The organism is Streptomyces sp. NPDC048484, assembly GCF_040651415.1.
GTDB lineage: Bacteria > Actinomycetota > Actinomycetes > Streptomycetales > Streptomycetaceae > Streptomyces.
The window spans coordinates 165872-188442 of sequence record NZ_JBEZJY010000016.1 but is presented as its reverse complement, the minus strand read 5'-3'; the positions used below and the strand labels follow the sequence as shown (position 1 = coordinate 188442).

Annotated in this window: 22 protein-coding genes and 2 pseudogenes; 16 read left to right on the top strand and 8 right to left on the bottom strand. The window is 69.6% G+C overall.

Annotated elements, in window-relative coordinates; translation table 11 throughout:
- Positions 1-84: 84 nt before the first annotated feature.
- From AB0D14_RS18440 to AB0D14_RS18425, 4 genes are all read right to left on the bottom strand, one after another.
- Entirely contained in the window at positions 85-675 is a 591-nt protein-coding gene (locus AB0D14_RS18440) for a malonic semialdehyde reductase (RefSeq protein WP_362780069.1), read from the bottom strand.
- A 344-nt stretch (positions 676-1019) separates the two neighbouring features.
- A complete protein-coding gene (locus AB0D14_RS18435; RefSeq protein WP_362780066.1) occupies positions 1020-1283 on the bottom strand; it encodes an exodeoxyribonuclease VII small subunit in 264 nt (87 codons plus the stop codon).
- A gap of 21 nt (positions 1284-1304) precedes the next feature.
- The gene (gene xseA, locus AB0D14_RS18430) at positions 1305-2513 is read right to left on the bottom strand and encodes an exodeoxyribonuclease VII large subunit (RefSeq protein ID WP_362780063.1); all 1209 of its coding nucleotides are present in this window, start codon (positions 2511-2513) and stop codon (positions 1305-1307) included.
- Between the two features lie 247 nt (positions 2514-2760).
- Positions 2761-4131 (bottom strand): APC family permease, encoded by a 1371-nt coding sequence (locus tag AB0D14_RS18425; RefSeq protein WP_362780060.1) that lies wholly within the window; start codon positions 4129-4131, stop codon positions 2761-2763.
- Positions 4132-4234: 103 nt separating this feature from the next.
- Between AB0D14_RS18425 and AB0D14_RS18420 the strand changes: the two genes are divergently transcribed.
- Both AB0D14_RS18420 and ppgK read left to right on the top strand, forming a co-directional pair.
- Positions 4235-5251, top strand: a complete 1017-nt coding sequence (locus tag AB0D14_RS18420; protein WP_362780058.1) for a 4-hydroxy-3-methylbut-2-enyl diphosphate reductase — start codon at positions 4235-4237, stop codon at positions 5249-5251.
- Between the two features lie 29 nt (positions 5252-5280).
- A complete protein-coding gene (ppgK, locus tag AB0D14_RS18415) occupies positions 5281-6027 on the top strand; it encodes a polyphosphate--glucose phosphotransferase (RefSeq protein WP_362780056.1) in 747 nt (248 codons plus the stop codon).
- Positions 6028-6239: 212 nt separating this feature from the next.
- On the opposite strand, the gene AB0D14_RS18410 is transcribed toward ppgK, so the two are convergent.
- The gene (locus AB0D14_RS18410; protein WP_362780054.1) at positions 6240-6797 is read right to left on the bottom strand and encodes a DUF6542 domain-containing protein; all 558 of its coding nucleotides are present in this window, start codon (positions 6795-6797) and stop codon (positions 6240-6242) included.
- 219 nt (positions 6798-7016) lie between these two features.
- Here AB0D14_RS18410 and ychF point away from each other — a divergent pair, with 219 nt between their 5' ends.
- The 11 genes and pseudogenes from ychF (at position 7017) to AB0D14_RS18355 (ending at position 15106) form a co-directional block, all read left to right on the top strand.
- Positions 7017-8105, top strand: a complete 1089-nt coding sequence (gene ychF, locus AB0D14_RS18405; RefSeq protein WP_362780052.1) for a redox-regulated ATPase YchF — start codon at positions 7017-7019, stop codon at positions 8103-8105.
- Positions 8106-8302: 197 nt separating this feature from the next.
- Complete coding sequence (locus AB0D14_RS18400; protein ID WP_362780049.1) at positions 8303-8542, top strand: hypothetical protein; 240 nt, start codon at positions 8303-8305, stop codon at positions 8540-8542.
- Positions 8539-8934 carry a PIN domain-containing protein gene (locus AB0D14_RS18395; protein WP_362780047.1) on the top strand — a complete coding sequence of 132 codons (396 nt, stop codon included), beginning with the start codon at positions 8539-8541 and terminating at the stop codon, positions 8932-8934. Before AB0D14_RS18400 ends, AB0D14_RS18395 begins: the two co-directional genes overlap by 4 nt.
- Positions 8935-9442: 508 nt before the next feature.
- Positions 9443-9583: pseudogene (locus AB0D14_RS18390) on the top strand (sensor histidine kinase); the annotation flags it as partial.
- Between the two features lie 40 nt (positions 9584-9623).
- Positions 9624-9683: pseudogene (locus AB0D14_RS18385) on the top strand (hypothetical protein); the annotation flags it as partial.
- A gap of 42 nt (positions 9684-9725) precedes the next feature.
- Complete coding sequence (locus AB0D14_RS18380; RefSeq protein ID WP_362780046.1) at positions 9726-10184, top strand: ATP-binding protein; 459 nt, start codon at positions 9726-9728, stop codon at positions 10182-10184.
- The gene (locus AB0D14_RS18375; RefSeq protein ID WP_362780043.1) at positions 10181-10849 is read left to right on the top strand and encodes a response regulator transcription factor; all 669 of its coding nucleotides are present in this window, start codon (positions 10181-10183) and stop codon (positions 10847-10849) included. The genes AB0D14_RS18380 and AB0D14_RS18375 overlap by 4 nt, the downstream gene beginning before the upstream one ends.
- A 159-nt stretch (positions 10850-11008) precedes the next feature.
- Positions 11009-11224 (top strand): hypothetical protein, encoded by a 216-nt coding sequence (locus AB0D14_RS18370; RefSeq protein WP_362780042.1) that lies wholly within the window; start codon positions 11009-11011, stop codon positions 11222-11224.
- A 6-nt stretch (positions 11225-11230) separates the two neighbouring features.
- Positions 11231-13456: an MMPL family transporter gene (locus tag AB0D14_RS18365; protein ID WP_362780040.1), complete on the top strand. Its 2226-nt coding sequence runs from the start codon at positions 11231-11233 to the stop codon at positions 13454-13456.
- Between the two features lie 292 nt (positions 13457-13748).
- Positions 13749-14498: an SDR family oxidoreductase gene (locus AB0D14_RS18360; RefSeq protein WP_362780037.1), complete on the top strand. Its 750-nt coding sequence runs from the start codon at positions 13749-13751 to the stop codon at positions 14496-14498.
- A 164-nt stretch (positions 14499-14662) separates the two neighbouring features.
- Positions 14663-15106, top strand: a complete 444-nt coding sequence (locus tag AB0D14_RS18355) for an Rrf2 family transcriptional regulator (RefSeq protein WP_362780035.1) — start codon at positions 14663-14665, stop codon at positions 15104-15106.
- A gap of 82 nt (positions 15107-15188) precedes the next feature.
- Here AB0D14_RS18355 and AB0D14_RS18350 read toward each other — a convergent pair whose 3' ends face one another.
- The 3 genes from AB0D14_RS18350 to AB0D14_RS18340 are packed head-to-tail and all read right to left on the bottom strand — an operon-like array spanning position 15189 to position 19032.
- Positions 15189-16229 (bottom strand): LacI family DNA-binding transcriptional regulator, encoded by a 1041-nt coding sequence (locus AB0D14_RS18350; protein ID WP_362780032.1) that lies wholly within the window; start codon positions 16227-16229, stop codon positions 15189-15191.
- Between the two features lie 44 nt (positions 16230-16273).
- Positions 16274-17317 (bottom strand): ROK family protein, encoded by a 1044-nt coding sequence (locus tag AB0D14_RS18345; RefSeq protein ID WP_362780029.1) that lies wholly within the window; start codon positions 17315-17317, stop codon positions 16274-16276.
- Positions 17314-19032 (bottom strand): hypothetical protein, encoded by a 1719-nt coding sequence (locus AB0D14_RS18340; RefSeq protein WP_362780027.1) that lies wholly within the window; start codon positions 19030-19032, stop codon positions 17314-17316. Before AB0D14_RS18340 ends, AB0D14_RS18345 begins: the two co-directional genes overlap by 4 nt.
- Before the next feature lie 345 nt (positions 19033-19377).
- On the opposite strand from AB0D14_RS18340, the gene AB0D14_RS18335 reads away from it, so the two are divergent.
- The 3 genes from AB0D14_RS18335 (at position 19378) to AB0D14_RS18325 (ending at position 22489) form a co-directional block, all read left to right on the top strand.
- Positions 19378-20691, top strand: a complete 1314-nt coding sequence (locus AB0D14_RS18335) for an extracellular solute-binding protein (protein ID WP_362780025.1) — start codon at positions 19378-19380, stop codon at positions 20689-20691.
- Positions 20692-20846: 155 nt separating this feature from the next.
- Positions 20847-21671, top strand: a complete 825-nt coding sequence (locus AB0D14_RS18330; protein WP_362780022.1) for a sugar ABC transporter permease — start codon at positions 20847-20849, stop codon at positions 21669-21671.
- Positions 21668-22489, top strand: a complete 822-nt coding sequence (locus AB0D14_RS18325; protein WP_362780020.1) for a carbohydrate ABC transporter permease — start codon at positions 21668-21670, stop codon at positions 22487-22489. The genes AB0D14_RS18330 and AB0D14_RS18325 overlap by 4 nt, the downstream gene beginning before the upstream one ends.
- Positions 22490-22571 lie beyond the last annotated feature (82 nt).

Below are 22571 nucleotides of genomic sequence, written 5' to 3'. Positions count from 1 at the left end.
GTGCGAGAGGCCCCCAGCGACGCTGGGGGCCTCTCGCACATCCGGGCCCTGCTCGGTCCTGCTCTCCGGCAGGGTCCGGCCGGGTCAGACCGTCGTGATGACCTGGTCGGCCGTCAGGCGCGGGGAGCGCGGGAACCAGGCGTCCTCGGCGGGCCTGCCGATGTTGACCACCATCAGCGGGGTGTGGTCGCCGTCGAGGAACTCCTTCTGCACGCCCGCGAAGTCGAAGCCGGTCATCGGACCGGCGGCCAGGCCGGCGGCACGGACACCGATGATGAAGTACGCGGCCTGCAGTGCGGCGTTGAGCGCGGCGGCACCCTCGCGGGCCGGGCGCTCGGCGAAGAAGACGTCCTTGGCCTGCGGGAAGTGCGGGAAGAGGTGCGGCAGCTCGTCGTGGAACTCGTTGTCCGCGGAGAGGATCGCGACGAGCGGGGCGCCGGCCGTCTTCGGCTGGTTGCCCTCGGCCATGTGCTGCACCAGGCGCTCGCGGGCCTCGGCGGAGCGGACCAGGGTGATGCGCAGCGGCGACTGGTTGAAGGCGGTCGGGCCGTACTTGACCAGGTCGTAGATCGCCTGCACCTGCTCCTCGGTCACCGGCTCGTCGGTGAAGGCGTTGGCGGTGCGGGCCTCGCGGAACAGCAGGTCCTGGGCGGTGGGGTCAAGGACGAGAGACATGTGGCAGAACCTCTTCGGAGCGTGCGTCGAATCCTGTGTCGGATCCTGTGGGGGGATCAGATGACACGTGAAACGGTACGCCAGATAGGTTTAAGGTTCAATCAAAAATGGAGCATGGTGATCCGGTTCACAGAACGCATGGTCTGGCCAATGATTGCGCGAGGGCGCGAGGGCGCGAGAGCGCGAGGGGTCGCGTCACGGACGGGCGAGGGCTCGCGCAATGAACGGGCGAGCGCCAGGGCTACGGACCCGTGACTGGTCGCGCAGTGAACCGGCGACACCCATTCATGATTAGTCGCCGGTTCAGCCGCCGGTTCGGTCGCCGGAGAGAAGACCGCGCCCGGCTACTCGGAGCCGGCGTCCGCCGCAGTGCCCTGCGCCGCTGCCCCGTCCTTCTCCTGCTCATCTTCCCCGGCCAGCGCTGCGTCGAGGCGGGCGCGGGCCCCGTCCAGCCACCGCCGGCACACCTTCGCCAACTCCTCGCCGCGCTCCCACAGGGCGAGCGACTCCTCAAGTGTCGTACCGCCCGTCTCCAGGCGTCGTACGACCTCGATGAGCTCGTCCCGCGCCTGCTCGTACCCGAGCGCCTCGTCCGTCTTGCTGGTCATGCGCCCACCCTAGGGTCTGCCTCAGACATCGACTCGTACCGTGAACTCGCCCTCGGCGACCCGCGCCCGCAGAGGCTCGTCCGCCGTCACCTCGTCCGCGGACCGGACGGCGTGGCCGTCGGACTTCTGCAGTACCGCGTAACCCCGCTTGAGGGTCGCGGCGGGGGAGAGGGCCACCACGCGCGCGTGCGTGTGCGTCAGCTCGGAGTCGGCCCGGTCGAGGAGATGGCCGAGCGTGCGGCGGCCGCGGTCCAGGAGCGCGGCGACGTGGTCGGCCCGCTCGTTCACCATCCGGTGCGGATCCTCTATCGAGGGGCGGGCCAGCGCGTGCGCGAGGCCCCGCTCCTCGCGCTCGATGAAGGACCCGACGCACCGCCGGGCACGGTCCCGCAGGAACTGGACGCGCTCGTACTCCTCGCCGACGTCCGGTACGACCTTCTTGGCGGCATCGGTGGGAGTGGAGGCGCGCAGGTCGGCCACGTGGTCGAGGAGCGGGTTGTCGGGCTCGTGACCGATGGCCGACACCACGGGGGTACGGCAGGCCGCGACCGCCCGTACGAGCTGCTCGTCCGAGAACGGGAGCAGGTCCTCCACGCTGCCGCCGCCGCGCGCCACGATGATCACGTCGACGTCGGCGAGCGCGTCCAGCTCCTTCACCGCCTGGACGACCTGGGGAACCGCGTGGACGCCCTGCACGGCGACGTTGCGCACCTCGAAGCGGACGGCCGGCCAGCGGTGGTGCGCGTTCTCCAGGACGTCCCGCTCGGCGGCGGAGGCGCGACCGGTGACCAGCCCGACGAGCTGGGGCAGGAACGGGAGCGGCTTCTTGCGCTCGGTGGCGAACAGCCCTTCCGCGGTGAGGGACTTCTTCAACTGTTCGAGCCGGGCGAGCAGTTCACCGACGCCCACGGGCTTGATCTCGGCGGCCCGGAGCGACAGCTGCCCGCGCGGCGCGTACCACTCGGGCTTCGCGTGGACGACGACACGCGCGCCCTCGCTCACCACGTCGGCGACGGCGTCGAACACCTGCCGGTAGCAGGTCACGCCCACGGAGATGTCGTGCGACGGGTCGCGCAGCGTCAGGAAGACGACGCCCGCGCCCGGGCGGCGCGACAGCTGGGTGATCTGCCCCTCGACCCACACGGCACCGAGCCGGTCGATCCATCCCCCGATGAGCCGCGACACCTCGCCGACGGGCAGCGGGGCTTCCGCGGACGTGTTGAGAGCCATACCGCGAGCGTAGCGCCCGCCTCTGACAGGACCCCGCCTGGTATTGGCGCCGACAGGGCTGCGTCGGGCCGGGCTGTGTCGGGCGTCCGCGGGCTTTCAGAGGCGCGGGGAACGGCGCGACCAGCGCGGGGAACGGCGCGACCAGCCCTCACCGGGCCCGCACCCGCCCGACGCGCTCCGCCGGGGGGTCTGGGGCGCGGCCCCAGGGACGGGAAGGGTGAGGGCGGCGGGGGCGAAAACGTCCGGGTCAGCCGGCCACCGGCGTCCGGCCCCGCTGCACCACCAGCACCGCGAGCCCGATCGCGAGCCACACCGCGCCCACCACCTGCGCCGCCCCGGACGCCTCGAAGATCACGACGACGGTGATCGCCGCTCCGACGACGGGAATCAGCACATGCCGCCACCACACGACCGGCCCTCCCCGCCGGCGCACGGCGAACCAGCCGACCACGCTCGCGTGCAGCAGGGTGAAGGCGGTCAGCGCGCCCACGTCGACCACCGACACCAGGTGGTCCATCCCGTCGTCGCGCCGCGCGGCCCACACGGCGGCGACCATGGTGATGACGGCCGCGCAGAGCAGCGCGGCGCGCGGCACCCCGGAGTCGGTCCTCGACAGTGCCCGCGGCAGCCGACGCTCCCGGGACATCGCGAACAGCAGCCGCCCCGCCGCCGCTTGCCCGGCCAACGCGGCGAAGGCCGCCCCGATCGCCTTGCTCACGGCCACCAGATCGTGCAGCCACGTGCCGACCGAGGCGTCCACGGCGTCGTAGAAGGCCGATCCCTGCTTGACCGGATCGTCGGCGAGCTGCGCCGACGACATCGGCTCCAGCAGCGCGATGAGGTACGTCTGCGCGATGAACAGCACACCGGCCAGGGCGAGACAGAACAGCACCGCCCTGGCGACCTTCTCCGAACTGCCGGTGACCTCTTCCGCGAAGGAGGCGATCGCGTCGAAGCCGAGGTACGACAGCACGGCGACCGACACCGCGCCGAGAACCGCGGACAGTGCGAACGCCCCCTGGGAACCGTCTCCGGAGAGAGGCGACAGCCAGCCCCGCTGTGCTCCGTCGCGCGCGAGGACCACGATCGCCGACACGACGAAGACAAGGAGGACGACGATCTCCATGGCGAGCACCAGGAAACCGACGCGGGCCGCGGCCCGTACCCCCCACAGGTTCAGCAGCGTCGTGACGACGACCGCGAGCGCCGTCCACACCCAGCGCGAGACGTCGGGGACCAGGGAGTTCATCGCGATCCCGGAGAAGAGGTACGCCACCGCCGGGATGAGGAGGTAGTCCAGCATCGCCATCCACCCGGCGACGAACCCCGCCTCCTTGCCGAGCCCCACGCGCGCGTAGGCGAACACCGAACCGGCCTGGGGGACCACCCGCACCATCTGCGCGTAGCTGAACGCGGTGAACGCCATCGCGACCGTGGCGACGACGTAGACCAGCGCGACCGCCCCGTGCGACTTGGCGTCGAGGGTCCCGAAGACACCGACCGGTGCCATGGGAGCGATGAACAGCAGCCCGTACACGACCAGGTCGCGGAAGCCGAGACTGCGCCGCAGGCCTCGTTCCCCGTCGGCCGCGCGGGCCGGCGTTCCCGTGTCGGACATCCGTGCCTCCCGAGAGTCGTGCCGTGTCCCCCCTCCCAGCTCCCCAGCTTCTGACCAGTCTCCCCAAAGGGGCGATCCTTGGCCCGCCGGGGGCGGCCTTACGATGGGACGCATGACTGCTTCGACCGGCCGCCGTGTCCTGCTCGCCGCCCCCCGTGGCTACTGCGCGGGAGTCGACCGTGCCGTGATCGCCGTCGAGAAGGCCCTTGAGCAGTACGGGGCCCCGATCTACGTCCGCCACGAGATCGTCCACAACAAGTACGTCGTGCAGACCCTGGAGAAGAAGGGCGCGATCTTCGTCGAGCGGACGGAGGAGGTCCCCGAGGGGTCCATCGTCATGTTCTCGGCGCACGGTGTCGCGCCGGTCGTCCACGACGAGGCCGCGGCCGGCAGGCTCGCCACCATCGACGCGACCTGCCCCCTGGTGACCAAGGTCCACAAGGAAGCCGTCCGGTTCGCGGGCGACGACTTCGACATCCTCCTCATCGGCCACGAGGGTCACGAGGAGGTCATCGGTACGTCCGGTGAGGCGCCCGACCACATCACGCTGGTCGACGGCCCCGATGACGTGGCCAAGGTCGAGGTCCGTGACCCCTCCAAGGTCGTCTGGCTCTCCCAGACGACGCTGTCGGTCGACGAGACCATGGAGACGGTGGATGCCCTCAAGGAGAAGTTCCCCCAGCTCATCTCCCCGCCGAGCGACGACATCTGCTACGCCACGCAGAACCGCCAGATCGCGGTGAAGAAGCTCGCCGAGGACGCTCAGCTGGTGATCGTGGTGGGCTCGAAGAACTCCTCGAACTCGATCAGGATGGTCGAGGTCGCCCTGGACGCGGGCGCCTCCGCCGCGCACCTGGTGGACTTCGCGGCCGAGATCGACGAGGCCTGGCTCGAAGGCGTCACCACGGTCGGTCTGACCTCCGGCGCCTCGGTCCCGGACGTACTGGTGGACGGCGTGCTGGAGTGGCTGGCCGAGCGTGGCTACGGAGACGTGGAGACGGTGAAGACGGCCGAGGAGTCCATCACGTTCTCCCTGCCCAAGGAGCTGCGCCGTGACCTGCGCGCGGAGGCGGCGGCCCTGGTGGCGGAGCGCACCGGAACAGCACCCTCGGGCGAGTGACTGTCCGTCGTACGACGTAACGTAGAGCCATGCAGATCTTCGGCGTGGACATCGGCGGATCAGGGATCAAGGGCGCTCCCGTGGACCTGGACCGGGGCGACTTGGCGGAGGAGCGCTACAAGGTGCTCACGCCGCACCCGGCGACACCCGACGCGGTGGCGGACGGTGTGAAGGACGTCGTCGGCCACTTCGGCTGGACGGGTCCGGTCGGGATCACCTTCCCGGGCGTGGTCACCGGCGGCACCACCATCCGCACGGCGGCCAACGTGGACAAGGACTGGATCGACACCGACGCGCGCGCCCTGCTCGGCGACCGGCTGGGCGGCCTGCCGGTGACCGTGCTGAACGACGCGGACGCGGCGGGCGTCGCCGAGATGCAGTTCGGCGCAGGCCGGGGCCGCCGGGGCACGGTCATCCTCCTCACCTTCGGTACGGGGATCGGCAGCGCCCTCTTCGTGGACGGCGTCCTCGTCCCGAACACGGAGCTGGGCCACCTGGAGCTGAACGGCCACGACGCGGAGAAGCACGCCTCCACGAAGGCCAAGGAGGACCACGACCTCTCCTGGGAGCACTGGGCCCACCGCGTCCAGAAGTACCTCGCGCACGTGGAGATGCTCTTCTCGCCCGAACTCTTCGTCATCGGCGGCGGCGTCAGCCGCAAGTCCCACAAGTTCCTGCCGCTGATCGAGGGCATCAAGGCGGAGATGGTGCCGGCCCAGCTGCAGAACAACGCGGGGATCGTGGGCGCGGCGATGCGGGCGGCGAAGACGGACTAGTGCCGCGGCGCGGCAGGCAACGTCTGCCCGTCGCGACATCAGACCCCAGACCCCAGACCCCAGACCCCAGACCCCAGACCCCAGACCCCAGGCCCCAGACCCCAGGCCCCAGACCCCAGGCCCCAGACCCCAGGGCGCCAGGCCTCAGGCGCTGGGCGCGGGCACTGGGCACCAGGCGCTGGGCACCGGGCACCCCGCATCGGGCATGAGCGTCAGACCGAACGGCGTCGCTGTGCGGCCTTGCGGGTCATCATCCGCGCCTTGCGCACGGTCACGATGACCCCGGCCAGCAGCGTCCCCCCGTACAGCCATCCCGCGTGCATCGCGAGCGCGGTGACGAGTCCCATCAGCCGTCCGCCGAAGCCGCCGTCACTGTCGGCGATCGGCAGCAGTCCGACGGCGAAGGCGATCGGCACGGCGACGACCGAGGTGACGAGGTCGGCCCGCCGCACCCACACGGCGGTCAGCACGCAGACCGGCAGGAACAGCACCCCGTAGACGACGATCGACGCCCCGAACAGCAGCTGGATCAGACAGGCCAGCGTGAACATCGACGCGGCACAGAACAGCCCGCTGCCCAGACCGGTGAGCCGGGGGTTGGGGAACCGGCGTACCGCCTGTACGAGCGGTGAGACGGGCGCCGAGGTCTTCGCGACACCGGCTCCGGCCTGCCGGGGCGTACGGGCACCGCCCCGCCCGGCCTGCGGGGGAAGGGGCGGGCCGCCTCGTGGCGGCCGTGACTGGGGAGGACGCGTCCTGTGTTGCTCCACTGGTCCAACTTAGGTCGGGTTATGTGCGGAATAGGCGCCGAGACACGCGCTTTGGTCGACCTTGGCCAAGCGTTCGATACGTCGCCGGTGCGAGGCGCGGCACGCCGTAGACTGGTGGATCGGCCCGAGCATCAAGAAGTACGCAACCCGGGCCGGTCCCGGCCCGGCCCTCGTGGCCCCAGTCCTCGCCCCACAACCTCACGTACGGGAAGTCGCAACGTGTCGCTCACGATCGGAATCGTCGGTCTGCCGAATGTCGGCAAGTCGACCCTTTTCAACGCCCTGACCAAGAACGACGTGCTGGCGGCCAACTACCCGTTCGCCACGATCGAGCCGAACGTGGGCGTGGTCGGTGTCCCCGACGCCCGGCTGGCCAAGCTGGCGGAGATCTTCGGTTCGCAGAAGATCCTGCCCGCCACCGTGGACTTCGTCGACATCGCGGGCATCGTGCGCGGCGCGAGCGAGGGCGAGGGCCTCGGCAACAAGTTCCTCGCGAACATCCGCGAGTCGGACGCGATCTGCCAGGTCATCCGCGCCTTCCAGGACGAGAACGTCGTGCACGTGGACGGCAAGGTCTCGCCCAAGGACGACATCGAGACGATCAACACCGAGCTGATCCTCGCGGACCTGCAGACCATCGAGAAGGTCCTGCCGCGTCTCCAGAGGGAGTCGCGGATCAAGAAGGACGTCGTGGCGAAGGTGACCGCGATCGAGGCGGCGAAGGACATCCTGGACGCGGGGCAGACGCTGTTCGCGGCGGGCATCAAGCAGGGCTCGGAGGAGGAGGCACTCCTCCACGATCTGCACCTGCTCACGGTCAAGCCGTTCCTGTACGTCTTCAACGTCGACGAGGACGAGCTGGTCGACGAGACCTTCAAGGCCGAGCAGAGCGCTCTGGTCGCCCCCGCCGAGGCGATCTTCCTCAACGCCAAGCTGGAGTCGGAGCTCGCCGAGCTCGACGACGACGAGGCCCTGGAGCTCCTGCAGTCCGTCGGAGTCGAGGAGCCCGGCCTCGCCACACTCGCCCACGTCGGCTTCAACACCCTCGGCCTGCAGACGTACCTCACGGCCGGCCCGAAGGAATCCCGCGCCTGGACCATCAAGAAGGGCGCCACCGCCCCCGAGGCCGCCGGTGTCATCCACACCGACTTCCAGAAGGGCTTCATCAAGGCGGAGGTCATCTCTTTCGAGGACCTCGTCGAGATGGGCTCGGTCGCCGAGTCCCGCGCCAAGGGCAAGGCCCGCATGGAGGGCAAGGACTATGTGATGCAGGACGGGGACGTGGTGGAGTTCCGCTTCAATGTGTAGCGGGTGACATATCGCCACGTCGCTGATCTGACAAACATGCAGGTCGGAAGGGGCCCGACTCTTCGGAGTCGGGCCCCTGGCCTTTTCCCGTGCTGGGTCGTGGACCGAGCCGTGCTTGGCGTGAGGGGGCAGCTTGATGCGGGTTCGCGGTGGGTCACTTCCGTGAGCGTGGCGGTAACACCACGGTATGGTTGAGCATGGCGAAGACGAAGAAAGTCACGATCACGCTGCCGGAAGAGCTGCTGGAGAGCATGAAGTCGCATACGGACAACGTCTCCGGCTACATCACCGAGCTGGCGGAGAGGGCCGAGCGGCGCAGGCTTCTGCGGGAGGAACTGGATCGCTACCAAGGGGAGTTCGGGGTATTCACCGATGAGGAGATGGTCGAGGCCCGTGCGCTCCTGCATGGGACCGAGGAGGCGGGGCGCGCAGCGTGAACGTCGAATCGCTGGTGCTTGACTCACACGGTTTCTCCTCGTGCATCGACCGGGACCGCAAGGTGATGCGGCTTCTGGAGCAGGCGGAGCGCGACGGAGTCGATGTCGTGATGTCGGCCGCCACGATCATCGAGGTGTCGTACGGGGGCGTGGACATGACCCGGCTGAACTGGTTGCTGTCCCGCATCCGAGTGGAGGCGGTGACCAAGGAGAGTGCCCGCCGCAGCGCGGGGCTTCTGAAGGGGGCCGGGCTGCCCGGGCACAAGCACGCCATCGACGCCATGGTCGCCGAAGTGGCGCTTCGTCTGCCGGGGCCGGTGGTGGTGCTCACATCCGATGCCGACGACATGGTCAAGCTGTGTGGGCAGCGGGTGCGAGTCGTCAGTCTGTAGGCGCGTGCGCTCGCGACTCCGGTGACGGCACGGACCCCTCGACCCGCTTCATCGCCCATGGATCGGCAATGCGGGCAGAATGCAAGGCGTGCCGCCTTTCGATCAGACCCTTCTCCGGCTGCCCCGTGGCGTCCGCGCCGACGTCCTGCTGGCCGGTGTGGTGTTCGTCCTGGTGGCGCTCGCCGAGGGGCAGCGGCTGGAGCGTGGCGAGGGCTCGCCAATCTCGCTGGTCGCGTCCTGGCTGCTGATGGTCACCGTGTGCGGAGCCCTGCTCCTGCGCCGTCGGTATCCGGTGGGGACGGGCTGGTTCACGGTCGTGGGCACGGGTGCCTACTACGTGGTGAGCGCCGTCGACGGGCCGCTGGTGCTGGTTCCGATCGTGACGCTGTACGCCCTTGCGGCTCAGGGTCGGATGCGGGCGGCTATCGCCACGTCGGCGGCCATGGTGACCGGCGTGGGCGCGGCCACCCGCACGGCGACGAGCGATGTCACCGGTACGGCGCTGTTCATGCTGACCGGCTGGCTGGTCGCCGTCGTGGCCCTCGGCAGTGTGCGGCACGGCCGGGTGGCCTACGCCGAGGAGGCGGCGCGGCTGCGAGCCACCGAGGAACGGCTGCGCATCGCACGTGAACTGCACGACATGGTCGGGCACAACACTTCGATGATCAACGTGCAGGGCGGGTGCGGCCCTGTACCGGCTGAAGAAGGACCCGGCGCAGGCCGAGGAGGCGCTCGGCGCGATCAAGGCGGGCAGCCGGGAGACGCTGCGCGAACTGAGGGCCACGCTCGGCGTGCTCCGCCAGGTCGACGAGGAGGCGCCCACGGCACCCGCGACTGGGCCCGCCCGGGTGGATGCGCTGGTGGCCTCGGCGAAGCCGGCAGGGCTCACGGTGCGGATCGAGCGGACCGGGGCCGAGCGCCCGCTGCCCGCACCGGTGGATCTGGCGGCGTATCGGATCGTGCAGGAGTCGCTGACCAACGCCGCCAGGCACAGCGGTGCCGGACGGGTCACGATCCGGCTCGCCTACGGCGACGAGGAGTTGGCCCTGGCCGTCGAGGACGACGGCCGGGGCGTGGCCGCCCGCCCTGCTGAGGCGGGTGGCGGCAGCGGGATCGCCGGCATGACGGAACGGTCGCGGGTCCTGGGCGGCAAGCTGACCGCGGGCCCCCTCCCGGAGGGCGGATTCGTGGTGCGGGCATGGTTGCCGTACGGGATCACAGAAGAGCCGACGGAGCGGAGTGACCGATGATCAGAGTCCTGCTGGCGGATGACCAGCGGCTCGTCCGGGCCGGGTTCCGGTCGATCCTCGCCGACCAGGACGACATCGAGGTGGTGGGTGAGGCCGGCGACGGGGAGTCGGCGGTCTCGGCCTGCCGCGAGCTGCGTCCGGATGTGGTCCTGATGGATATCCGGATGCCGGGTATGGACGGTCTGGAAGCCTCCAGGGTGATCATCGGGGATGAGCGGCTCGCGGCGGTGAAGGTGGTCATCCTGACGACCTTCGACCTGGACGACTACGTGTACGGGGCGCTGCGCGCCGGGGCGACGGGCTTCCTGGTGAAGGACACCGAGCCGGAGGAACTGGTGCAGGCGGTGCGGGTCGCCGCCCGGGGCGATGCCCTGATCAGCCCGTCGATCACGCGGCGGCTGATCGCCGAGTTCGCGGGCCGCGTGAAGGGTCCGGAGCTGGATGACACCCGGATCGAGGCGCTCACCGACCGGGAGCGCGAGGTCATGCGGCTGATGGCCGCGGGATGCACGAACGACGAGATCGCCCAGCGGCTGGTCCTTGCACCATCGACGGCGAAGACACATGTCAGCCGGATCATGGCGAAGCTGGGGGCGCGGGACAGGTCGCAGGTCGTGGTGCTCGCGTACGAGTCCGGGATGGTCAGCCCGGGCTGGCTGGCCTGATGGATCGCCGGTCGCGCGTCGCCGGCAGCGGGCGGCCGGGCCGGCCGTAGGGCGGTACTCCTGGGGTACGCCACTGCGGCGCCTGCACCCGCTGGGGTACGCCCGGTGTCAGCCGGAGACTGATGCCCCCGGCCCCACCGCGCGTGCACGCTCAAGGGCATGAGAACGCCCGCCTTCCCCGCACGTGCCACTGCCGCCCATGTCGGTGTGCTCGTGGGAGCCGCTGCCGGAATGCTGCTGGTCGCAGCCGCAGGGGCCGTGGCTTCTGACGTCGCCGGCGTGTTTGCCGCCCTGGCGATCGGCGTGCCCGCGCTGTGCGGCGCGGTGGTGGGTGTGGTTCTCACGCCAGGCAACTCCCGTTCGAATCCGAGGTAGTCGCTCATGTCTCCCACCCGCGGCGCAGCCGCACCCCTTGCCCCGCCCGCGCCCCCGGGCCGGCCGGACGAGCCCCGCGTCGGCCGGTTCGGCGCCCTGGCCGGCTGGGCACAGCGTCACCGCTGGGCCGCGCTGCTGATCTGGGTGGCCGTCCTGGCCGCCGTCACCTTGGGTTCGAGTTCCGCAGGCTCGGCGTACAAGAATGACTTCGCCCTGCCGGGCACCGACTCCCAGACCGCCACCGACCTGTACACCAAGCATGGCGCTGCCCAGGCCGGCGACAGCGTCGACATCGTGCTGAAGGACAGCCGGGGCCTTGGGACCGACAAGGCCGCGGTCGACAAGATGCTGGCCGAGGCGAAGGGGCTGCCGGGAGTCGCCGAGGTGCGCAGCCCGTACGACGATGCCTCCGCCGTGTCGAAGGACGGAACGATCGGCTACGCCACCGTGACGCTCGACGGCAAGGCCGAGGCCGTGCCCAAGGACGAGATCACCGCGATCATCGACACCGCCAAGGGCGCCGAGACGGACGGTCTCCAGATCGAGCTCGGTGGAGACGCGGTGCGCGGCGCCGAGGAAAAGGGCAGCCCGACCGCCGAGTTGGCCGGTGTCGGCGCCGCCGTCATCATCCTCGGGCTGCTCTTCGGTTCCCTGGTGGCGGCCGCCGTACCGCTGATCACCGCTCTCTTCGCGGTCGGCTCGGCACTGTGCCTGATCGTGCTCGCTTCGCACATCTTCACGATCGCCGACTTCACACCGCCCATCACGATGCTGGTCGGGCTCGGCGTCGGCATCGACTACGCCCTGCTGATCTTCTACCGCTACCGGCACGAACTCACCGACGGCGCCGACCCGGCCGAAGCCGGCCGCAAGGCCCTGGATGCCGCCGGCCGTACGGTCTTCTTCGCCGGCTGCACCGTGATCATCGCGCTCCTCGGCCTGGTCGCACTCGGCCTCGGCTCACTGCAGGGTGTGGCGCTCGCCCTGGCCCTGACCGTGCTGACCACCATGGCTGCCTCGCTGCTCCTGCTGCCCGCACTGCTCGCCTTCTTCGGTCAGCGCATTCAGCGCCACGTACTGAAGCAGGCGGCGAAAGCGGCGGCCAAGGGCAAGGTGGAAGGCCGCCGTTGGCGGGCCATGGCCGCCGCCGTACAGCGCCGCCCGCTGCCGGCGCTGCTTGTCGCCGTACTCGGTCTGCTGGCGTTGTCGGCGCCGGCCCTCGGTATGCGCCTGGGCTTCGCCGACGCGGGCAACGACCCGAAGACCACGACCACCCGGCAGGCGTACGACCTGCTCGCCGAGGGTTTCGGCCCGGGCTTCAACGGTCCGCTGGTGGTCCTGGCCCAGGGTGACGAGGCCGCGAGCCAGGCCGTCCGGGCGGAGCTCGCGAAGGCCGACGGTGTGGCCGCCGCCAGCCCTGCAATGCCCTCCGAGGACGGCGCCCTGTCCACCGTGATCGTCTACCCGGCGACGTCGCCGCAGGACGCGGGCACTCCCGATCTCGTGCATCACCTGCGTGATGACCTGGCCCCTGAACTGGAGCGCGACACCGGTGCCAAGGTGCTGGTCGGCGGCGCGACCGCCGCCTCCCAGGACTTCGCGGACACCGTTTCGAAAAGGCTTCCGCTCTTCGTCGCCGTCGTCGTCGGACTGTCCTCCCTGCTGCTGATGCTGGTCTTCCGGTCGGTGCTGATCCCCCTCAAGGCAGCCCTGCTCAACCTGCTCTCGATCGCCGCCGCACTCGGCGTGATGACCCTGGTGTTCCAGCACGGCTGGTTCGGGGTGCAGTCGGGACCGATCGAAGCCTTCCTGCCTGTACTGATCTTCGCGATCGTCTTCGGCCTGTCCATGGACTACGAGGTGTTCCTGGTCGGCCGGATCCACGAGGAGTGGGAGCGCACGCAGGATCACTCCCTCGCCGTACGGGAAGGACTGGCCACCACCGGCAAGGTGATCACGGCGGCCGGGGCCATCATGATCGTGGTGTTCGGCGCGTTCATGCTGAGCGCCGACCGGATGCTCCAGCAGTTCGGACTCGGCCTCGCCGTGGCGATCCTGGTGGACGCGTTGGTCATCCGCTGCCTGATCGTCCCCGCGATCATGCAGCTGCTCGGCACGTGGGCCTGGTGGCTACCCGCCCCGCTCGCGCGGTGGCTGCCCAAGGTGGCGCTGGAACGTATCGCGGAAGCCCCGGAGCCCTCGCGGGACACACTGCCCGCCGAAGTCAACTAGCTCTGTCCATCCGAGAGTTCGTATGTCTGATCGTGAATATCCGCGGCCAGACCTACGCTGTCGGTGCACTGTCATGGCTCAAACGAGCACGGACAGGACGGTTCTCGCGGACGGGCGGATCGGCCCCGTCCGTGGCGGCCCGCAAGAACAGCGGCGCCTGCCCCTGGCCCGCCCCCCGCCTCCCGCACCCCGCATCTGTGTGGTCTTGACGCAGCTTGATGTAACCAATACTGTTACATCTATAGAAGTAACAATACCTGTTACATCAAGAGATCAATCGGCGGAGGAAGTCATGGGGCAGCTCACCGGCAAAGTCGCGGTCGTCACCGGAGGAACCACTGGGATCGGACTCGCCGCGGCCAAACGCTTCGCCACCGAGGGTGCGCAGGTGTACGTCACCGGACGCCGCAAGCCTGAACTGGACGCCGCCGTCCAGGACATCGGACGGGGCGCCGTCGGGATCCAGGGGGACATCTCCCTGCTCGGCGATCTGGACCGGCTCTACGAGACGCTGGACCGGAGCGGCCGGCGCATCGACGTACTGTTCGCCAACGCGGGCGGTGGTGAGTTCGCCACCCTGGAGGAGGCCACTGCGGAGCACTTCGACACGACGTTCGCCATCAACGTCCGCGGCCTGTTCTTCACCGTCCAAAAGGCCCTGCCCCTGCTCAATGAGGGCGCGTCGGTGATTCTGCCCGGCTCCAGCGCCGCCTCGACCGGCCACGAGGCGTTCGGCGTGTACGCCGCAACCAAGGCGGCGATACGGTCCTTCGCCCGCACCTGGGCCAATGAACTCAAGGGTCGCCGCATCCGGGTCAATGTCATCGTGCCCGGACCGGTCGACACTCCCGGCATCACCGGCCTCGCTGCCGACGCCGAGCAGGCCGGGCAGCTCAAGGCCGCGTTCGTCGACATGGTGCCGCTGGGCAGGATGGGCCGACCGGATGAGATCGCGAGCGCCGTCCTGTTCCTCGCCTCGGACCAGAGCAGCTTCACCACCGGCGCGGAGCTGCATGCCGATGGCGGTACGAACCAGGTGTGAGGCGTGCCGTCCGGCGGGTGCTCCCCTGGTGGTGCCGGTCATCCACCTCTACGACCTCTACGACCGTGGTCAGACCCGCTAGGCCCAGCTCCCGCCGCAGGGGCCCGGAGGGCTTGCCTCGCATTGATGTAACTCATACTGTTACGCCCGAAAGGTGAGTGAGTATGAGCGCGAACAGCAGGCTGACGGTTGCGGCTCACGCCCTGGCATGGATCGGTCTGTACCAGCGCCGTGGCCACGAGGTGGCCACCTCGGAGCAGATCGCCGCGAGCGTCAACACCAATCCGGTCGTGATCCGGCGCTTGCTGGCCGAGCTGCGCACGGCCGGTCTCGCCGACTCGCGGCGCGGCGCGGGGGCGGGGTGGATGCTCTCCCGGGAACCCGCGGCGATCACTCTGCTCGATGTCTACGAAGCCGTCCAGCCAGGGCCGGTCTTCGCACTGCACCGCTCGACACCCGCCCCCGAGTGTGTCGTGGGCCGGGGAATCGGCCCGGTCATGACCGCCGTGTACGACGACGTGGAGACCGTCCTGCGCGGGGAGCTTGCCAGGACCACGCTGGAGGACGTACTTCGGGACGTGCTCACCGTCGACCAGGACAGGTCCTAGCGCCGCTGCTCGGTTCGGCAACCTTCAGTCACAACCTTCAGTCAAGGGAGCTGCTCTTGGCCGAATACACGTGACCGGAGGGTTACCCGCTGATGGGTGGCCTGTCCGGACGGTCGTTGGAGGACACGCCGTGGCGGATGACGCGGGTCGGGACGGTGACGCGGCGGGAGGCGGGCGGCTCCGCGTCGCGGTGTTCGAGGCGGTCGATCAGCAGGCGTGCGGCCTGACGGCCGATCTCGTCGGCGTCGTAGGAGACGAGGGTGAGGGGAAGACCCAGGACGTCGGACAGGTCGAAGTCGTCGAAACCCGCGACGGGGAGTGTGGTCCCCGCCTTGTAGAGAGCCCGGATCGCACCCTGGCTGATGCGGTTGTTGGTGCAGAACAGTGCGGTGGGGCGCTCGGCCTGCTCAAGCAGTGCGAGGGTCGCCGCCTCTGCTGTCGCGGAGTCGACCAGGCCCTGGCGGATGAGGGTGTTGTCGGGCTCGATGCCGACCTCCTCGTGCGCTGCCCAGAACCCGCGCAGGCGCTCGGCGCCGGTGTAGAGCGCGGGCGGGTTGCCGAGAAAGGCGATGCGGGTGTGCCCTTCGGCCAGGAGACAGGTGGTGGCTTCGCGGGCCCCGTGGAAGTCCTCGACCAGTACGCAGTCGGTGTCGAGTCCGGCGGGCGGACGTGCGGCGAGGACGACCGGGACATGGCGCATGGCGTCGGCCAGGTGTTGCTGCCGACTGCCCGCCGGAACCACGATCAGCCCCTCGGCCTGGTGATCGATGAGGTCGTCGATGAGTTGGGGCTCTCGTTCGGCTTGCTCGGCGGAGTTGCTGAGCAGCATGCGAAAGCCGTACTCCGTGGCGACTTCCTGGACGCCGAGCGCGAGGCGCGAATAGAACGGGTTGGCGAGGTTGGTGACGACCAGGCCGATCATGCCGCTGCCGCCGAGGCGCAGGCTGCGTGCGGTCTGGTTGCGGCGGTAGCCCAGTCGGTCGACCGCTGCGAAGACCCGCTCGCGGGTCGCTTGGGACACGCCCGGGTCGTTCTTGAGCACCCGTGACACGGTCATGGCGCTGACCTCCGCGAGCTTGCCGACGTCATGCATGGTCGGCCCGCTGCCTCGGCGAGCGGTCATGCCCCTGCCCCTTCCTCCGCCTGCCTGAGTCGGCGCCCCGGCGTTCATGGGGCGCCCGGTGTGACCTGCGCCCAGTGGGCGGCCCCGATCAAGGGTGCCTCCGCGGGCTGCCGGGCCGGCAGAACAGGTGCATCCGCGCTGCCCCCCGAAGCCAGTCCTGCGGTGAGCGCGGGGTGGACCAAGTCCCACGACTGGGCCATGGAACCACCGACGACCACCGCGGTGCTGTCGAAGCGGTCGATCCATGGAGCCAGGGCCTGGCCAAGGGCGTCGAAAGCGTAGCGGAAAGCCTCCACCGCGGCGGCGTTGCCCTCCTTGGCACGCGCGGCGATCTCATGGACATCGGGATGGATATTGGGATGGGCGTCCCGATGGGCGTCGGGAACGTCCTGATCGTTCGCCGGCGACGTGAGGCGGGAGTAGTGGGCGCGGATGCCACGGCGCGAGACGGTGTCCTCCAGGGGTCGACCGCGCACCGTCAGCCGGTGCACGTGCCCGCTCGGCGGTACCCGGGGGTCGTCGTGGACGGGCCGGCCGGTGGACAGGAACGAAGACCCGACGCCCGTGCCCAGCGTCAGGCAGACCACACGGTCGTGACCGGCAGCGGCACCGGCGCGGTGTTCACCGATGGCGAAGGCATCGGCGTCGTTGAGGAAGCACAGTCGCTCGGCCCGGTCGGCCAGCCTCTGCCGCAGGCCGGCCCCGACGTCGACGCCGGACAGGGACTCGAACTTCCCCATGCCGGTGAAGCGGCCGACACCGGTGGCGTAGTCGAAGGGCCCTGGCATGGCCACACCCCAGGTCGGCCGGTGCCCGGCAGGCAGCTCCAGGGCGGCTGCGGCGATGGCGTCGAGGATGCCGTCGGCCGCGGCGTGAGCCCCGAGGGGCCTGCGGGTCACCGAGGACGGGACGGGGCGGTCGGTCGAGGGATCGACGAGCGCGGCTGTGACGTGCGTCCCGCCGACATCGAGAACGGGGATGGGCGCGAGCGCCCCCCGAGCGGAGGCAAGGGTCACGGCTCGTGGGGAGGCCGCGGTGAGGGTTTGCGGGGAGGCCGTGGCCACGGCTCGCGGGGAGGGCCCGGTCACGTCTCGACCACCAGGGCCTTGACGATGTGCACCTCGTCCGGACCCGACGCGCGGATGCGGTACGGGCCGGCCGCGGCGGGCACCGTGATGGTCTCCGCGAAGGCCAGGAAGCAGGTGCGGCCGTCACGGGTCTCGATGACAGCGCCCTCGCCGGCGGCGACGTTGAGGATGTGGAAGCGACCGCCGGTGTCGTCGGCGATGTCCGCGTCCGGTGCCACCACCAGGCGGTGCACCGCGTAGAACATCTCCGGCAGAGCGCCGATGACCTCTTCGCGCCACCCGTCGCCCGCGCGCAGCGTGCGCGGCTGCTGGATCAGATCCTTGGTCACGTCCTCCCCGCGCCTGGCGGTGTCCAGGTTGGCGAAACCGTGCTCGTAGGGCAGGGGCCGGGAGCGGCCGGCGGCGTCCTTGCGCAGCCAGTCGTAGAAGCGCAGGGAGTACAGGTACGGCGTCGCGCTCACCTCCAGCACCAGATTGCCCGCGCCGGAGGCGTGGGGGGTGCCCGCGGGAATCATGAACAGCTGGCCCACCGTGGCCGGATGGCTCTGCACGTGATCCTCGACCGGCATCGGGGTGCCGTTGGTGATGGCATCCTCCACCTGCTCGCGCATGGTGTCGACATCCGCCGGTTCGGTGAGCCCCAGCAGTACCCGCGAACCCTCCTCGCCGGCCGTGACGTAGTACGTCTCGTGCTGGGTGTACGGCCAGCCGAACACGTCCCGCATGTACTGCTCCTGCGGGTGAAGGTGCAGGGACAGGTTGCCGCCCCCCATCGTGTCGAGGTAGTCGAACCGGATCGGGAACGAGGTACCGAACCGGCGGTGCACCTCCTCGCCGAGCAGATCCTCGGGGTGCCACACGCACAGCAGCTGGAACGGCACCTCGACCTGGGCTCCGCCGTCCTCACCGACGAGGACACCCGCCTCGGGGGCGATCAGCTCGTAGCCCAGGGCCGTGTTGCCGGCCTGGGGGGTGAAGCCCAGTTCGCTCGCTGCCCACTGTCCGCCCCACATGGTGGAGTTGAAGTACGGGCGGGTACGCACCGGGCCCCGGGCCAGACGCGCGAAGGTGGTACGCAGCGCGTCACCGTCCAGCGAAGCGGGGGACAGGGGGTCCTGCACGTCGATCCACCGCTCGACGCGGCCCGCGATCGCGTCGCGGTGCCGGTCCAGGACAGGCCAGTCGGTGTAGAACAGGCGCACCAGATCGCCGGGCTCGTCGGGACGGCCCAGGTTCACGCCCGTCGGCAGCTCACCCTTGGCCACGGCGGCTTCGGCGTACCGCTTCGGCAGGTCCGCGTACCACAGCACATCCGGCGCGCACAGCGAAGCGCCCGGCCCGGACACCACCGTCACACCGCCTTCGGCGGGCCGCTCGGGCCGCGGGACGGAGTCGAACATGTCCGCGATCCGCGCCTCGGACAACGGGGCGAAGAACGGGTCGCCGGCGGGGACGGGCGGAGTGGCTATGCGCTCGCCGGCCGCCGTCGCGTAACAGCCGCGGACATCCAGCAGGTCCACCTCGCGGCCCGCCGAGCGCACGGCCGACATGAGGCCGTCGGTCAGCGCGTCCCAGTCCAGGGCGGCGGGACCGTCAACTGCCAGGACGAGTGCGCCGGGCGGCAGATCGGCGACCGCAGCCGGCCAGCCGGCCACCACCTGCCCGCCGGTCGGCTGGTAGCTGGGGTGGGGGTCGTACGAACGAGAGGCGGGCACATCTGCTCCTTACTCGGCTCCACAGCGTCAGTTAACGATAACAGGACTTGCTCAGGGGTGGCCATGATCGAGCTCGCGACCTGCCTGGATGTTCCCTCTCGCCTGAGCTGCAAGTTTGTAAGGGTAGGTCTCGAAGTTGGCCTCTTCTGCTGCCGAACCCTTGCCACCGTCGAAATGGTGTCGTTAACCTCCCAGCAATACGCACCGGGCAGCTCCGGGCGCTTTCCGGGGCCACATGTGCCCTATGCGCCCTATGTGCTCCACCTGTTCTGTGCGTCCTGTGGTTGAAATCCGGCGTGGTTCATATCCAGCCATGCAGATGGCTCGATTCCGTGAAGGTGATCAATGTCAGCATCGGGCAGGACCAGCAGCGCAGCCGCGCCGCTTGCTCGGCGTCGCTTCCTTGCCGGGACGGTCGCCGGCGCGGCCGCCCTGACGGCCGGGGGCTGCGCCCGAGGAGCGAGTACGTCAGCGCAGCCGGGGAGCACGAGCATCGCCAACGACAACGCCACCTGGGACGACGGCTACCGCTCGGCCGGCCGCGAGCTGAAGAAGATCACCGGGTATGAGCTCAGGCCGCTGTCGAATCCGTCGGTGACCTCGTACCAGCAGGTCGTCCAGATGACCCTGCAGACCTCGAAGGCCTCCGACCTCGTCAAGTGGGCGTCCGGATATCAGCTCAAGCGGCTTGCACGCGCGGGCGGGCTCACGGATCTGACCCGCGTCTGGGAGAGGTACGCGGCCAAGGGGTGGGTGCGCGGTACCTCGATGGAGGCCGTCTCCTACCGCGGCAAGGCTTTCGGTATCCCGCTGTACGAGTCGTACTACGTGCTCTTCTACAGCAAGCCGGTGTTCAAGAAGCTGGGGCTGTCCGCCCCCGGCAGCTGGGCCGAGCTGCTGCACTGCGCGGAGGTCCTCAAGCGCAACGGAATCACCCCGTTCCTCGCGAGCCAGGTGGGCGGCTGGCCCGCGATCGAATGGTTCCAGGAGCTGGTCAGCAAGGTCGACCCGCACTTCTACCAGCGGCTGGTGGCGGGCAAAGCCTCCTACACCGATGACGCGGCACGCCAGGCGATGGACATCTGGCACGACTTCACGCGCAAGGGCTGGATGACGCCGCCCGACTACGACCAGGCCCGCGGTCCCGGCGCGCTGAAGGAAGGAACGGTGGGCATGTTCCTGCACGGCACCTGGCAGGCGTCAGGGATGTCGGCGGCGGGCATGAAGCCGGGCACCGACTACGGCGCCTTCATCCTCCCCACGGTGCGGCCCTCCACGCCGAAGAGCGTGATCGCCGAGTCGGGTGTCTTCGTGGTGCCCAGCCGCGCCTCTTCGCACAAGGCCGCGATGGCCAATGTCGGCGCCTGGCTCGATCCGTCCGTCCAGCGGGTGTGGAGCGAGTTTCTGCAGGACAGCTCCGCGAACCCGAAAGTGCGCTCCAGCAACCCGGTGGTGGCCGCACTTCAGCGGGACATCGCCCGTGAGCGCAGGATCGCACTGGTCCGTTACTGGGAGGCCAGCCCGCCGAGCCTCATCCAGGGCAACACCAACGACCTGGGCGGATTCTTGGCCGGGCAGACCTCACCGGCCACCACGCTGCGCCGGATGCAGGAGCGTGCACACGACGAATGGGCGGCCTGGAGGCGCGACGAAGCATGAGTATTTCTCCTTCTCCTTCTCCTTCTACTTCTATGACCGGCCGGCGTCCCTCTGCCACAGGCGGCGGGCCGGGAGGTCCCCAGGACGAGGCCGGGCGTTCACCGGTCTCGCACGCGTGGCGCAGGAAGCGTGAACGCCTGGCGGCCGGCGGGTTCATGGCCCCGGCCGTCCTCCTGGTCACGCTGTTCCTGCTGGCCCCGTTCGTGTGGACCGTCTACCGCAGCTTCTTCAGCGACACGAGGACCTCGCCGTTCAGCTGGTTCGACAACTACTCGCTGTTCGCCTCCGACCCGGCGTTGACCCGCTCCATCCAGAACACCCTGATGTGGGTGGTGGGCACGGTCGTGCTCCCGTTCGTGCTCGGGCTCGCCATCGCCTGCATGACCGACGCCGGCCGCTTCTCACGCCTCGCGCGGCTGTGTGTCGTGCTCCCCTACGCGCTTTCGGGTTCCGCGGTGGCGGTGGTGTGGAACTTCATGCTCACCACGGACGGAGCCGTCAACCAGGTTCTGACCGCCCTGGGGCTGGACTCGGTGGCGCAGGGATGGCTGCTGACCTGGCCGGGCAACACCGTCGTGATGATCCTTGCCAACGCCTGGCAGGCCACCGGCGTGGCTGTGATCCTCTTCCTGGTCGGCCTGCAGTCCATCCCACCGGAGACCCTTGAGGCCGGCGCTCTGGACGGCGCGGGCGGCTGGCAGCAGTTCCGTCACATCGTCCTGCCCCAGCTCCGCCCGGTGTCGATCATCGTGATCGGGATGAGCCTGGTGAACGGCCTCAAGTCGTTCGACCTGGTGTGGGTGCTCACACAAGGCGGCCCCGGACGGGCCACGGAGACCCTCGCGGTGTCCATGTACAACGAGACCTTCCTGGAACTGCGGCCCGGCGCGGGAGCGGCGATCGCGGTCGTCCTCACCATGATCGTGCTCGCGGCGTCCTGGCTCTACCTGCGCCGTCAGCTCGACGTGAAAGGCGTATGACGATGTCCCTTGGCCGAGTTCTGCGCAACAGCACGATCACGGTACTTGCCCTGCTGTGGCTGGTCCCGACCTGGCTCCTCGTGGTCAACGCGCTGGTGCCCGCCGAGAGTTACTCCGGCAGCCCGCACTGGCTGCCGCAGGAGTTCGGGCTGTTCGACAACATGTCCCAGGCCTGGGACAAGGCCAACCTCGGTCCGGCACTCGGCAACAGCCTCCTGTATTCCGTGGTCAGCGCGGTGGCCGCCGCGGTGGTCGCCAGCTTTGCCGCCTTCGCCACGATCGTCATGCCCGTCAAGCGGCAGGCGCTGTGGTTCTGGGTGATCTACTCCGGCACACTGCTGCCGCTGCAGGTCTTCATCCGTCCCCTGTTCCTGTCGTACGCGCAGTCGTCTCTGTACGACACCCAGATCGGGCTTGTGCTGATCTACACGGCGATCGCGATCCCCTTCGCGTTCTTCGTCATGCGCAACTACGCCCTGACGCTGCCGCGGGAAGTCGTGGAAGCCGCCCGGGTCGACGGTGCGTCGTGGTGGCGGATGTTCTGGCAGATCCACGTACCGCTGACCAGGTCCGCCATGATCGCCGTGTTCGTGTTCCAATTCGTGGCCGTCTGGAACGACCTGATGTTCGGCATCACGCTGGTCACGAGCCGCAACATCCGGCCCGTCATGGCCGCGCTCGCCGATCTGCAGGGCAACTACTCCAACGTCGGGCCGCCCATCGTGCTGGCCGGCGCCCTCCTGGTGTCCCTGCCGACCGTGGTGCTGTTCTTCTCCGCCCAGCGCTTCTTCGTCAGCAGCCTCAAGATTCACCGCTAGCAGCCTCAAGATCCACCGCTGACCCCGCGGGCCCCCTCCTGACCTCGCACGCTTTGCCCAGACCCCCGCACGCTTCCCCCTG

Excerpts from the sequence above, each read along its gene's own strand:
- AB0D14_RS18440 (WP_362780069.1), bottom strand. The coding sequence starts at position 675 with ATGTCTCTCGTCCTTGACCCCACCGCCCAGGACCTGCTGTTCCGCGAG.
- AB0D14_RS18435 (WP_362780066.1), bottom strand. The coding sequence starts at position 1,283 with ATGACCAGCAAGACGGACGAGGCGCTCGGGTACGAGCAGGCGCGGGAC.
- xseA (WP_362780063.1), bottom strand. The coding sequence starts at position 2,513 with ATGGCTCTCAACACGTCCGCGGAAGCCCCGCTGCCCGTCGGCGAGGTG.
- AB0D14_RS18425 (WP_362780060.1), bottom strand. The coding sequence starts at position 4,131 with ATGTCCGACACGGGAACGCCGGCCCGCGCGGCCGACGGGGAACGAGGC.
- AB0D14_RS18420 (WP_362780058.1), top strand. The coding sequence starts at position 4,235 with ATGGGACGCATGACTGCTTCGACCGGCCGCCGTGTCCTGCTCGCCGCC.
- ppgK (WP_362780056.1), top strand. The coding sequence starts at position 5,281 with ATGCAGATCTTCGGCGTGGACATCGGCGGATCAGGGATCAAGGGCGCT.
- AB0D14_RS18400 (WP_362780049.1), top strand. The coding sequence starts at position 8,303 with ATGGCGAAGACGAAGAAAGTCACGATCACGCTGCCGGAAGAGCTGCTG.
- AB0D14_RS18375 (WP_362780043.1), top strand. The coding sequence starts at position 10,181 with ATGATCAGAGTCCTGCTGGCGGATGACCAGCGGCTCGTCCGGGCCGGG.
- AB0D14_RS18370 (WP_362780042.1), top strand. The coding sequence starts at position 11,009 with ATGAGAACGCCCGCCTTCCCCGCACGTGCCACTGCCGCCCATGTCGGT.
- AB0D14_RS18365 (WP_362780040.1), top strand. The coding sequence starts at position 11,231 with ATGTCTCCCACCCGCGGCGCAGCCGCACCCCTTGCCCCGCCCGCGCCC.
- AB0D14_RS18360 (WP_362780037.1), top strand. The coding sequence starts at position 13,749 with ATGGGGCAGCTCACCGGCAAAGTCGCGGTCGTCACCGGAGGAACCACT.
- AB0D14_RS18355 (WP_362780035.1), top strand. The coding sequence starts at position 14,663 with ATGAGCGCGAACAGCAGGCTGACGGTTGCGGCTCACGCCCTGGCATGG.
- AB0D14_RS18350 (WP_362780032.1), bottom strand. The coding sequence starts at position 16,229 with ATGACCGCTCGCCGAGGCAGCGGGCCGACCATGCATGACGTCGGCAAG.
- AB0D14_RS18335 (WP_362780025.1), top strand. The coding sequence starts at position 19,378 with ATGTCAGCATCGGGCAGGACCAGCAGCGCAGCCGCGCCGCTTGCTCGG.
- AB0D14_RS18330 (WP_362780022.1), top strand. The coding sequence starts at position 20,847 with ATGGCCCCGGCCGTCCTCCTGGTCACGCTGTTCCTGCTGGCCCCGTTC.
- AB0D14_RS18325 (WP_362780020.1), top strand. The coding sequence starts at position 21,668 with ATGACGATGTCCCTTGGCCGAGTTCTGCGCAACAGCACGATCACGGTA.